Here is an 11926-nt window from a genome sequence, read left to right on the forward strand (position 1 = left end):
CCTGGTCGAGGTCAGTTCGTTGCTGAAACTCTGACGGGTCTACACGGCGAGGTCGCGTGCATGTCGACGCGAATTCGCCCTGGGTCGCTACCTTTCATGATCAACATCCACTTCCTTCGAAGGGATGTCGGTGACCCAGGTAAGGACCACAATGCCCACTCCACACAGCAACGATCCGGCTGTCAGCCGGCGCCTGCTCCTCGGCGCGGCCGGCGTCACGCTCGGCACCCTGACCGCGCCCGGTCTGCTCGCGACCTCCGCGTCCGCCGCGCCCGCCGGACCTCCCGCGCCTCCCGGCAAGCCCCACCCGCAGGCCCCGCAGGGGTTCGCCCTGGTCTCCGACACCCACCTCAACCCCACCGCGCCGGCCCGTACCGACACCATGCGGGCCGTGTTCCAGGCCATCGCCGAACGCGACCCGGCGGCGGTGCTGCACTGCGGAGACATCACCGACTCCGGCTCGCCCGCACAGGTCGCGCTCTACCAGTCGACCGTCCCGGCGGAACTCGCGGGCCGCATCCACTACACCCCCGGTAACCACGAGGTGCGGTGGGACGTCTCGGCCAAGGAGGAGTACCACCGGGCCTTCGGTGCCAGCCAGCAGTCATTCGACGTCTGCGGCGTGCACGTGGTCGCGCTCGACCCGACGATGCTGCTGCAGGAGCCGGGCCACTTCGGCGGGGCCCTGCTGGACTGGCTGGAGAAGGACCTGCGCCGGGTCCGGAAGAACACCCCCATCGTGATCTTCCAGCACCACCCGGTCGGGGACGCCTGGTACTACGCCGACGACCAGGACCGCTTCCTCGAACTGGTCGAGCGGTACGACGTACGGGTGGTCTTCGCCGGGCATGTGCACGCCGAGGCGGTACGGCCGATGAACGGTCTGGTCGAGATCACCCTGAAGGCGGTGAAGGACAGCCCGCACTACTACTGGACCGAGCGCACGAACGACGGGCGCGGCGAGCCGCAGCTCGTGGTGACCCGGGTCGACCTGCTCGCCACCGGCGGCACCACCACCACGACGGTGGCGACCGTCCCGCTGACCGGCGCGGGGCCGGGCGCCGACGTCGAGCCGGCCACCGTCCAGGTCTCCGCCGCCGGGGCGGCATTCGCCGTCCGGGCCACCTTCGGTCGGAACACCCCGGTGGCCGTACGCGCCCACGTGGTGGCGGAGACCGGCTTCAGCGGCACCGTCAACACCCCCTTCACCGAGCTGACCCGCGCCGGGGCGCACTGGCAGACCTCGCTGGACGCCACGGCCCTGCCCCCGGGCACCCATCAGGTGCGGCTGCGCGCGGTCGCCTCCGACGGGAGCTGGTGGGACTCCGTCCGCACGGTGCAGCTCGCCGGCGCCGGCCCCCGGGTGGTCTGGGAGACCGCTCTGGACGGCGCGGTGCAGGGCGGGCTGAGCACCGCTGGCGACCTGGTGGTGGCGGGCTCGACCGGCGGCGTCGTCACCGCCTGGTCGATGCGACACGGGCGGGCGAAGCAGCGGTGGACGGTCCGGAACGGTCCGGTCTACCGCGAACCGGTGATCGCCGACTCGACGGTCTTCGTCCCCGGCGCCGACCACACGGTGACCGCGCTGGACGCCGGAACAGGTCGGCGTCGCTGGCAGGTCCGTACCGCCGAACCGGTCCTCTCCACGCCCTCGCTGGCCCGGATCGACGGCATGGGTGTGCTCCTGGTGGCGGCCGGCACGACGCTGCTCGCGCTGGACCCGGCCACCGGCCGGGAGCGCTGGCGCGCGGCGATCGGCGGGTTCGCCGCCGGCCGGCCCGCCTGCGACGGCGAGCGGGTGTACGTCGGTGCGGGTGACGCCCGCGCCCACGCGTTCGATGCCCGGACCGGTGCCCCGCTCTGGGCCTTCACCACCCGGGCGACGACGGACCCGAACGCGGCCCTGCTCTACGGCCCGTGGGACGACCGGACCGTGCTGGTGCCGAACGGTCCCGTGGTGGTCTCCTCGGTCTCCGCGACGTGGGGTCTGGACCGGGCGACCGGTACCACGCTCTGGTCGGTGCCGGGCTCGTCGATGTACGCCGGCCCGCGACTGGCGACGGTCGGCGGGTCGACCGCGCTGCTGCTGATCCAGGAGCGCGGCGCGACGCTGCTCGTCGACGCGGTGAGCGGTGCGACCCGCTGGCAGACCCAGCTGGGCTTCCCGGTCTTCAACTCCGGTGCGGTCATCGACGGCGACACCGCCTGGGTGCTGGGTGTCAACAGCCAGGTCGGCGCGTTGGACCTGAACACCGGTCGACTGGACCGGCTGGTGAAGCTCGGCACCGGCTACAGCTTCTCCACGCCGGTGCTGGTCGACGGTCAACTGGTGGCCGCCGACCAGAACGGCCGGGTACGCGGCGTCGACCTCGCCTGAGTGCCAGGGCGGGGCCCCTCGTCAAAGGGGTCCCGCCCGGCTGCCGTCCGTCAGGCAGGGACGGTGACGGTACGGGATTCGGCGCGGGCGGTTTCGGCGGCGGCAAGGATGCCGACGACCTCGCGGCCGAAGCGGACGTCGCAGCGGTGGTCCCGGGTGCCGGCCCGCACCTGCTCGACGAGCTGGTCGATCGCGACGCCGAACGCGGTGGCGGCGTCGTTCTCGCCGAACGGGACGGTTTCGATGCCGTTCTCGCCGTAGAAAACGAACTCCCGGGCCATCGACTCGGTCGGGGCGTCCAGGGAGAGCGAGGCGCTGCTGGTGGCGCCTCCCTCGTGGGTGAGCAGCAGGTGCACCATCCCGCTCGGCCCATCCATCGCCGCCACCTGGGTCACCCGGCCCAGCACCGGCAGGAGGATGGAGAGCGCGTGCGGGGCGATGTCCCAGAGCGCGCCGTGCTCCCGGCGCCACAACGAGCCGCCGTACGGGCTGCCGTCCTGGAAGATCGAGGCAAATGCGGTGGTCCGACCGTGCTGCCAGCCCCCGGCGGCAGCGGTGGCGGCGAGGAAGGCGGTCACGTTCGGCTGGAACCGCTGGGTGAAGAAGACGACCGAGGCGACCCCGGACTCCTCGGCGGCGGCCACGACCCGGTCGGCGTCGGCCACGCTGAGCGCCAGCGGCTTGTCCAGCAGCAAGTGCCGGCCGGCGGCGGCCGCCCGGACCGCGATGTCGGCCTGGATGTCCGGCGGCAGGGCGACGGCGACCGCCTCGCACTCCTCGATCAGCGCGTCCACGTCGGCGAAGGCGGGCACCCCGTACCGCTCGGCCAGCGCGGAGGCTCGCTCCGGGTTACGCCCCCACACCCCGACCAACTCCGCGTCCGGATGCGCGTGCAACGCCTTTCCGTGCGTCTCGATCGCCCAGTGACCGGTGCCGAACAAGCCGAACCGCAGCACGTGTACCTCCACCTTTTACCCCCGCCGCGGCAACGCCGCGGACGTGATCCACGCTAGTCGCCGCACCAGGGGCATCGGCGGCGGGTCGACCAACCGGAGCAGCTCACGTCCGTGCCGCTCGGGCGTGACGTGGTGCAGCCAGTGCCTGTAGAGCTGCCCCAGATGTGGGGCACCACGCACGCTCCCCGACCCGCCCCACCCGCCGGCCCCCAGCGCGGTCCCGGCCCCGCCCGCACGCACGGAACACCACCCACGCTCCCCAACCCGCCCCACTCGCGGGGCAGCTCTACAGCGAGCGCCGGACACTCCGACGGTGGGACGCGTCGGTGGTGCCGAGGCGGGGTCAGTCGTTTACTACGACGGTTAGTAGGCTGTGCCGGTGACCGAGGTGACGACCAGGTGGGGCCGATGACCAGCGCGGCGGCGGCCAACTCGCCGGTGGACGGGGTCCTGGCGACGGCATCGATCGTGCTGTCGCTGCTCGTCGCGGTGTGGGCGCTGGTGGCGGCGGTACGCCACCGGCCGCCGGACCGGGTGCAGTTCATCGGCCTGGGCGTCCTCGAAGTGGCGCTGCTGGTGTTGAGCGTGCTGGCCCTGGTCGCCGTCGGCGGTGGCGACCGGCCCGGTGAGCCCGGCGCCTTCTTCGGCTATCTGGTCACGCTGGTGTGCCTGCCGCCGCTGGCCTGGGTGCTGGCCCGGATGGAACCGACCCGTTGGGGTTCGGCGATCGTCTGTGCGGTCTGCCTGGTGGCCCCGGTGGTGGTGCTCCGGTTGCAGCAGACCTGGGAGGTGCTCGGTGGTTGAGACACGACCGGCGGGACGCGCCACGAACGCCGGCCCGGGCCGCTTGCTGATCGCGGTCTACCTGCTCTTCGCCATCGCGGCGACCAGCCGGGCCGGTCTGCAGATCGCCACCAAGTTCGACGAGGCGCCGGTGGCGTACCTGCTCTCCGGGGTGGCCGCACTCATCTACATCGTGGCGGCGGTGGGGTTGGCCCGCGCCGGGCACACCGGCCGACGGGTCGCGCTGGCGTGCTGCTCGGTGGAACTGGTCGGGGTGGTCGTGGTCGGGATCCTGAGCCTCGTCGACAAGGAACTCTTCCCGGACGAGACGGTCTGGTCGCAGTTCGGCAGCGGGTACGGCTACATCCCGCTGGTGCTGCCGGTGCTCGGTCTGATCTGGCTCTGGCGCACCCGCCGCTCCCCAGCCTGACCCGGCGACGAGGGCGTCCCCCTGCACGAAGGAGCACCCTCGTCGGTGTGCGGGTCAGTCCCGTGGACCGCCGGCGACGTAGATGACCTGCCCGGAGACGAAACCGGCACCCTCGCTCGTCAGGAACGAAATGGTGTGCGCGACGTCCTCCGGCCGCCCCGGGCGACGGACCGGGATCTCGGCCGCGGCGTGCTTCTGGAAGTCGTCGAAGTCGACCTTCATCCGGGCGGCGGTGGCCGCCGTCATGTCGGTGACGATGAAGCCGGGCGCGACCGCGTTGACGGTCACCCCGAACGGCCCCAACTCGATGGCGAGTGTCTTGGTGAAGCCCTGCAGACCGGCCTTGGCGGCGGCGTAGTTCGCCTGGCCGCGGTTGCCCAGGGCGGAGGTGCTGGAGAGGTTGACGATCCGCCCCCACCGACGGTCCACCATGTGCTTCTGAGCGGCCTGGCTGAACAGGAACGCCCCGCGCAGGTGCACCCCCATCACCGTGTCCCAGTCGGCGTTGGTCATCTTGAACAGCAGGTTGTCGCGGAGCACACCGGCGTTGTTGACCAGCACGGTGGGTGCGCCCAGTTCGGCGGCGACCCGGGTCACCGCCGCCTCGACCTGGTCCCGGTCGGAGACGTCGGCACCCACACCGAGCGCCCGGCCACCGGCGCCGGCGATGGCGTCCACCGTCTCCTTGGTCGCCGCCTCCTCGATGTCGACCACGGCGACGGCCATCCCGTCGGCGGCCAGCCGCCGGGCGGTGGCCGCGCCGATACCGCGTGCGGCTCCGGTGACGATGGCGACGCGGGGCTCCTCCGACATGATTACCTCCCGGTAACGTGGGGTCGATCGGAGGAGCTTAACGTCAGAACCCCCGACCCCGGCATAGGCGAATCCACCGGTATCCGTGCCCGGAAACCTTCACCGCGCCGAGCTTGCCCAACTCGCCGTAACCACGGTCGGCGAGCACGTCGATCGGCAGGTCGGCCTCCGGCTCAAGGGTGCTGAGGTCCACCTCGACGTCGTCGGTGCCCAGGTTGTGCAGGAAGACCATGGTGCCGGTCGGCCCGTCCGCCCGGTGCGCCAGCACGCCGGCCGGCATCGTCACGTCGATGTGGGTGGTCGAGCCGGAGCCGATCTCGGGGGCCTCGCGCAGCGTGCGGATCATGCGCTCGAACCAGGCGAGCAGCGACTTGGAGTCGCTGCGCTGGGCGGTGACGTTGACGGTCTGGTAGCCGAACTCACCCTTGTCGATCACCGGGCGGACCAGCTTCTCCTCCTCCGCCGTGGAGAAGCCGGCATTCGGCTGGAACGACCACTGCATCGGGGTACGAATCGCCTCCCGGCCGGGCAGCGACAGGTCCTCGCCCATCCCGATCTCCTCGCCGTAGCGCAGCACCGGCGTGCCGCGCATGGAGAACTGCAGGGCATACGCCAACTCGATGCGCCGCCGGTCGTTGCCGAGCATCGGGGCGAGCCTGCGCCGGATGCCCCGGTCGTAGATGCGCATGCTCTCGTCCGGGCCGAACTGCGCGTACACCTCGTTGCGTTGTTCGGTGGTCAGCCGGGACAGGTCGATCTCGTCGTGGTTGCGCAGGAAGGTGGCCCACTGCCCGCCGACGGGCAACTTCGGGGTGTCGCGCAACGCCTCGATCAACGACTCCGGGTCCTGCCGGGCCAGGGCGAGCATGAGCCGACCGTTGAGCATGAAGTCGAAGAGCATGTGGATCCGGTTGCCGGAGCCGCTGGCGTCGCCGAAGAACGTCGGTAGCTGGTCCGGCTCGACGTTCGCCTCGGCCAGCAGGACCGCGTCGCCGCGCCGCCACTGCACGTGCTGGCGCATCTCGGTGAGGAACTCGAAGTCCTTCGGAGAGTTCGGGTTGCCCGGCTCGGTCAACTCGATGATGAACGGCACCGCGTCCATCCGGAAGCCGGAGACGCCGAGCTGGAGCCAGAACGACATGATCTTCTTGATCTCCGCGCGGACCTGCGGGTTGGCGAAGTTGAGATCCGGCTGGAACTTGTAGAACCGGTGGTAGAACCACGCCTTGGCGGTCCGGTCGTAGCTCCAGGTCTCGTTCTGCTCACCGGGGAAGACCATCCCCTGGTGCCGGTCGTCCGGCTCGGTCTCGGACCAGACGAACCAGTCGCGGTACGGAGAGTCCGGCGAGGACCGGGCGGACTGGAACCACGGGTGCTGGTCGGAGGTGTGGTTGACCACCAGGTCGATGATCACGCGGATGCCCCGGTTCTCCGCCTGGTGCAGGAGCTCGGCGAAGTCGCCCAGGGTGCCGAAGCGCGGGTCCACGTTGTAGAAGTCGGTCGCGTCGTAACCGTCGTCACGGTTGGGCGACGGGTGGATCGGGTGCAGCCACAGGCAGGTCACCCCGAGCCGGGCCAGGTAGTCCAACCTCCCGATCAACCCACGGATGTCACCGACCCCGTCGCCGTCGGAGTCGGCGTACGTGTCGATGTCGAGGCAGTAGACGACGGCTTCGGAATACCAACGGTCACCCATGCGCAAGAAACTTCTCCGAACGATCACTACGGCAAACCCGTCCGGCGGCTGGCGGCCTCGAATGGTTACCGCGCCCGGGCCGACGACGAGCCCTGGCGACTGGTCCGGCTCACCCCGCTGGACCCGACGGCCGAGTCGATGGCCGGCCCGTTCTGCTGCGCGCCGTCTCGCGCCGGCCTGAGCGTGGTGTTCACCGGCTGGCGGCAGGGGCCGGCGGACACCGCGCTGCACCCGGAGCACTGAGCGGCAGGTGTGGGCGGGACGCCAGTGGGTATGACCACCCGATCCCCCGACAGCCGACCGGAAGGACGACCATGGCGTACGCCCCGACTGGCGACCCGTCCGAGTTCACCGGGTTGACCGGTTGGGTGGCCTCCGTGATCGAGGTGATGGGCCCGGTCGGCGTGGCGCTGCTGGTGGCGCTGGAGAGCATCGTCCCGCCGATCCCCAGCGAGATCGTGCTGGCGCTCGCCGGCTTCCTGGCTCACGAGGGCCAGTTCAACGTGGTGGTCGTGGTGCTGGCCGCGACGGCCGGCTCGCTGGTCGGCGCGTTGGTGCTCTACTGGCTCGGCGCGGCGCTCGGCGAGGAGCGGCTCAAGCGTTGGCTGGATCGCATCCCGTTGGTGGACAGCGACGACCTGGAGAGGGCCGACCGCTGGTTCGAGCGGCACGGCCGGTGGGCGGTGCTGATCGGCCGGGTGGTGCCGGTGGTCCGGAGTCTGGTCTCCGTGCCGGCCGGGGCCAACCGGATGCCGCTGGGCGAGTTCATCCTGCTCACCACCATCGGCAGCGGGGCGTGGAACGGTCTCATCGTCGGGGCCGGCTACCTGCTCGGCAACCAGTGGCAGGACGTGGCCCGCTACAGCGACTGGTTCAACTACGCGATCGTCGCGGTCTTCGTCGTCATGGTGGTCAGTTGGGTGATCCGTAAGGTCCGCCGACGCCGGGAACGCGACGACCGGCGGTCGGTGACCGCCGGCCGCTGATTCGCGTCAGACGTTTCTGTCCAGCGGGCGCGGCGCGACCGCCTGCGGTCGCCGGAGGACCGCCTGCTCGATCGCCGACCACGTGCTCGTGGTCACCAGGTAGATCAGCGCGGCGAGCGGCAGCACCAGCGCCACCAGCACCGTCGTGAACGGCAGCAGGGGCAGCAGTCGGCCGAGCACAGCCGCGCCCGGCCCCTCGGTGGGCGTACCGGCCACCGTGCCGACGGCCGCAGCAGCCCGGCGGGCCCGCCGCGACGACCACCAGGCCACCGCCAGCAGCACGGCGAGCAGTACGGCGAAGAGCGGACCGGCCGCCCCCGTCACCCCGTCGCTGAGGTGGTGGCCCAGCGGGACCCCGGCAAGCCGCTCGTCCAGCAGCCCGGTGCCGCCCTCGTTCGTGGCGAACAACCGGTACAGGACCAGCAGGAACGGCGCCTGGATCAGCAACGGCAGGCAGCCGGTGATCGGGTTGGCGCCCGCGCTCCGGTACAACGCGAACACCTCGCGCTGAAGCGTCGCCGGGTCGTCGGCGTACCGCTGCTGGAGGTCACGCACCTGCGGGGCGAGCGCCGCGCGGCGCCGCTCGCCGCGGACCTGCGCGACGGTGAGCGGCGAGATCAGCAGCCGGACGGCGATGGTGAAGAGCACGATGGCGGCGGCGGTCGCCATCGTGCCGGCCAATGGTTCGAGCAGGTCGGTGAGCCAGGACAGTGCGGTGCCGGCAGCGCCGACAGCGCCGCTCAGTGGTGCGAAGGCAAGCATGGAAAACCCCTCGGTCCGATTCCGGTGGGGTCCTCCCCCGGGCGGCGTCGCCTCGACAGGGGGGACCGGTGACGGCGGGATCGGCCGCGTGGCGGCGTGGCGCTACGCGGCCGAGGGGTGCCCGGGGGCGCGGGGACGAGGTCGACCGGCGGCGTCCGGGTCGATCTGCCGGGGGACTCGCCGACCACGGGATCGGGCCCGCAAGCCCGCCCAGCGCGGCCCGGGTCCGGGCGCACCCGAACGGCTGAGCACCCGCGCCGCCAGCACCACGGCGAGCAGCACCAGGGCGGTCAGCGCGGCGCCCGCGAGCAGGTCGATCGGCCGGCCCGCGAGCAGGGTGAACTGGGCGAACGCGTAGATCCACGCGACCCAGAGAAAGCCCAGCGGCACCGGCACGGGCTCAGCATATGACCCGGTGTCACGCCGCCCGGTCGAATCGACCGGCCGACCTGGTCGGCACGGCGACGACGGCGTGCCGACACGTTTCCCGGTATCGCCACGTTGGGTAACCAAACAGCGGACCGACGCGGACGGACCGCGAACGGCAGGAACGGACGGTGGTGTCATGACCGGCCAGGTGGCGGAGGCGCCCAGCGAGATGGCTGCGGCGACCGGTTTGCTCACCGTGGGTGTCGAGGAGGAGTTCCTGCTCGTCGACCCGCACACCGGGGCCGCGGTCCCGGCCGTCGACCTGGTCATGGAGCAGGTGCCGGCCGAGTTGCGCGGTCAGGTGGAGCGGGAGTTCCAAACCAGCCAGATCGAGATCGGCAGCCCGCCCGGCCTGGAGCTGTCGTCGATCCGGCACTCCCTCGGCGTGCTGCGTCGCGCGCTCGCCGACGCCGCCGAGCGGGCCGGCGTACGCCTGCTCGCCATCGGCACCGGCCCGGTGGACGGCCCGGTGCCGCCGGTGGTGGACAAGCCACGCTTCGACCGGATGATCGAGCGGTTCCGGCTGCTCGTCCCCGGGCCCGGCAACAACGGCATGCACGTGCACGTGGGCGTCCCCGACCCGGAGACCGGCGTGCAGGTGCTCAACCACGTGCGGCCCTGGCTGCCGCTGCTGCACGCGATGACGACCAACTCCCCGTTCGCCCGAGGTGAAGACACCGGATATGCCAGTTGGCGCTCCGTGGAGTGGGAGCGCTGGCCCTCGGTGGCGCCGACGCCGTGGTTGGAGTCGCACGAGCACTACCAGCGGCTGATCCGCCAGTTGATCTCCAGCGGGGTGATGCTCGACGAGGGGATGCTCTACTGGTACGCCCGCCTGTCGGCGAAGTACCCGACGGTGGAGCTGCGCATCGGTGACGTCTGTCCCTCGGTGGACGACGCGGTCCTGGTCGCCGCGCTGGTCCGGGCTCTGGTGGCCACCGCCAGGGCCGATGTCGACGCCGGCCGTCCGGCGTTGCGGACCGACCACCACCTGCTCGTCGGCGCGCACTGGAGGGCCGCGCACGACGGCCTGGAAGGCGAAGCCGTCGACGTCACCACCGGCGAGCTGCGCCCGGCCTGGGAGCTGCTGGACGAGTTCGTGGATCGACTGCGACCGGAGCTGGAGCAGCACGGCGACTGGGCCGAGGTGACCGACCTGCTGGGCGGGTTGCGTCGGCACGGCAGCGGGGCGGCCCGGCAGCGCGCGGTGTACGCCCGCACCGGGCGGCTCACCGACGTGGTGCAGGACGTCGCGCGGCAGACCCGCGACTGATCACCGCATGACAGGATGAACCCGTGGCGCAACGGCTGATCGTCATCGGCGGGGATGCCGCCGGCATGTCGACGGCGTCCCAGGCTCGACGCCGCCGCGACCGGGCCGACCTGGAGATCGTGGTCTTCGAGCGAGGCCACTTCACCTCCTACTCGGCGTGCGGCATCCCGTACTGGATCAGCGGGCTGGTGTCCGGCCCGGACGATCTGATCGCCCGGGATCCGGAGACGTTCCGCACGAAGTACGCGATGGACGTACGGATGCGACACGAGGTCACGGCCATCGACCTGGACCGCCGCGAGGTGGTCGCCCGGGACCTGGAACACGGCGGCGAGGTCCGCGAGCGTTTCGACGACCTGGTGTACGCGGCCGGCGCGGTGCCGGTGAAGCCGCCCTGGGCGGACACGGACGCGAACGGCGTGTTCGGCATGCAGACCCTCGACGACGGGGCGGCGCTGCGCGACTGGCTGGAGGCTGAGCCACGGCCGCGCCGGGCTGTGGTGGTCGGTGGCGGGTACATCGGCGTCGAGATCGCCGAGGCGCTGATCCAACGCGATCTCTCCGTGACCCTGGTCGAGGCGGGTAGCCAGCCCATGGCGACGGTGGACGGCGACATGGCCGAGTTGGTCGCCGACGCGATGCGCGGCCTGGGCATCCAGATCCGTACCGACCTGCCCGTGACCGGTCTGGAGCAGCGGGACGGCCGGGTGTCCGCGGTGGTCACGGCCGAGGGGCCGATTCCGACCGACGTCGTGGTCCTGGGTCTGGGGGTACGCCCGAACACCGGGCTCGCCGAGGCTGCCGGGTTCCCGATCGGGCCGACCGGCGGGATCCGGGTGGACCGCCGGATGCGGGTGGCCGAGCTGCCCGGCGTCTGGGCGGCCGGCGACTGCGTGGAGACGCTGCACCGGGTCAGCGGGATGCCGGTGCACGTGCCGCTGGGCACGCACGCCAACAAGCAGGGTCGCGCGGCGGGGATCAACATCGGCGGCGGGTACGCCACCTTCACCGGCGTGATCGGCACGGCGGTGACGAAGGTCTGCGACCTGGAGGTGGGTCGGACGGGCCTGCGGGAGCGGGAGGCCACCCGGGCCGGGTTCGACTTCATCTCGGTGGTGGCCGAGTCGACGAACCGGGCCGGCTACTACCCCGGTGCCCGGCCGATGACCGTCAAGTTGATCGCCGAGCGGCCCAGCGGCCGGTTGCTCGGTGCGCAGATCGTCGGTTGGTCCGAGGCGGCCAAACGGATCGACGCGCTTGCCGTGGCACTCTGGAACGGCATGACGGTGGACGATATGACGTCACTCGACCTGGGCTACGCTCCGCCGTACGCGCCGGTGTGGGACCCGGTGCTCGTCGCCGCCCGGAAAGCGGTCGACGCGCTCGCCGCCCTCGACCGCTGACCGGCGCCCACCCTGGAG

12 protein-coding genes are annotated in these 11926 nt (G+C 71.7%); 7 read left to right on the plus strand and 5 right to left on the minus strand.

Going from position 1 to position 11926, the window contains the following annotated elements; translation table 11 throughout:
- The first annotated feature begins 151 nt into the window (after positions 1–151).
- Entirely contained in the window at positions 152–2377 is a 2226-nt protein-coding gene (locus C7C45_RS00835) for an outer membrane protein assembly factor BamB family protein (protein WP_167454595.1), read from the plus strand.
- A 50-nt stretch (positions 2378–2427) separates the two neighbouring features.
- On the opposite strand, the gene C7C45_RS00840 is transcribed toward C7C45_RS00835, so the two are convergent.
- Complete coding sequence (locus C7C45_RS00840; protein WP_167454596.1) at positions 2428–3333, minus strand: Gfo/Idh/MocA family protein; 906 nt, start codon at positions 3331–3333, stop codon at positions 2428–2430.
- 408 nt (positions 3334–3741) lie between these two features.
- Here C7C45_RS00840 and C7C45_RS00845 point away from each other — a divergent pair, with 408 nt between their 5' ends.
- On the plus strand, positions 3742–4137 hold the full coding sequence (locus C7C45_RS00845; protein ID WP_110561657.1) for a hypothetical protein: 396 nt from the start codon (positions 3742–3744) through the stop codon (positions 4135–4137).
- Positions 4130–4546: a hypothetical protein gene (locus C7C45_RS00850; RefSeq protein WP_110561658.1), complete on the plus strand. Its 417-nt coding sequence runs from the start codon at positions 4130–4132 to the stop codon at positions 4544–4546. The genes C7C45_RS00845 and C7C45_RS00850 overlap by 8 nt, the downstream gene beginning before the upstream one ends.
- 54 nt (positions 4547–4600) lie before the next feature.
- Here C7C45_RS00850 and fabG read toward each other — a convergent pair whose 3' ends face one another.
- Positions 4601–5359 (minus strand): 3-oxoacyl-ACP reductase FabG, encoded by a 759-nt coding sequence (gene fabG / locus C7C45_RS00855; protein WP_110561659.1) that lies wholly within the window; start codon positions 5357–5359, stop codon positions 4601–4603.
- Positions 5360–5402: 43 nt separating this feature from the next.
- Entirely contained in the window at positions 5403–7055 is a 1653-nt protein-coding gene (locus C7C45_RS00860; protein ID WP_110561660.1) for an alpha-amylase family protein, read from the minus strand.
- Between the two features lie 48 nt (positions 7056–7103).
- Here C7C45_RS00860 and C7C45_RS35645 point away from each other — a divergent pair, with 48 nt between their 5' ends.
- Together C7C45_RS35645 and C7C45_RS00870 are read left to right on the plus strand one after the other, a co-directional pair.
- Positions 7104–7298, plus strand: a complete 195-nt coding sequence (locus C7C45_RS35645; protein WP_341866464.1) for a DUF1349 domain-containing protein — start codon at positions 7104–7106, stop codon at positions 7296–7298.
- Positions 7299–7369: 71 nt separating this feature from the next.
- A complete protein-coding gene (locus C7C45_RS00870) occupies positions 7370–8041 on the plus strand; it encodes a DedA family protein (RefSeq protein ID WP_110561661.1) in 672 nt (223 codons plus the stop codon).
- A gap of 6 nt (positions 8042–8047) precedes the next feature.
- Here the strand turns inward: C7C45_RS00870 and C7C45_RS00875 are convergent, their stop codons facing one another.
- Both C7C45_RS00875 and C7C45_RS00880 read right to left on the minus strand, forming a co-directional pair.
- Positions 8048–8803: a YidC/Oxa1 family membrane protein insertase gene (locus tag C7C45_RS00875; RefSeq protein WP_110561662.1), complete on the minus strand. Its 756-nt coding sequence runs from the start codon at positions 8801–8803 to the stop codon at positions 8048–8050.
- Between the two features lie 102 nt (positions 8804–8905).
- On the minus strand, positions 8906–9199 hold the full coding sequence (locus C7C45_RS00880; RefSeq protein WP_244200165.1) for a DUF6412 domain-containing protein: 294 nt from the start codon (positions 9197–9199) through the stop codon (positions 8906–8908).
- 169 nt (positions 9200–9368) lie between these two features.
- Here C7C45_RS00880 and C7C45_RS00885 point away from each other — a divergent pair, with 169 nt between their 5' ends.
- Complete coding sequence (locus C7C45_RS00885) at positions 9369–10505, plus strand: carboxylate-amine ligase (protein ID WP_110561663.1); 1137 nt, start codon at positions 9369–9371, stop codon at positions 10503–10505.
- A 23-nt stretch (positions 10506–10528) separates the two neighbouring features.
- On the plus strand, positions 10529–11908 hold the full coding sequence (locus C7C45_RS00890) for an FAD-dependent oxidoreductase (RefSeq protein ID WP_110561664.1): 1380 nt from the start codon (positions 10529–10531) through the stop codon (positions 11906–11908).
- Positions 11909–11926: the final 18 nt, after the last annotated feature.

The organism is Micromonospora arborensis, assembly GCF_003205615.1.
Lineage (GTDB): Bacteria > Actinomycetota > Actinomycetes > Mycobacteriales > Micromonosporaceae > Micromonospora > Micromonospora arborensis.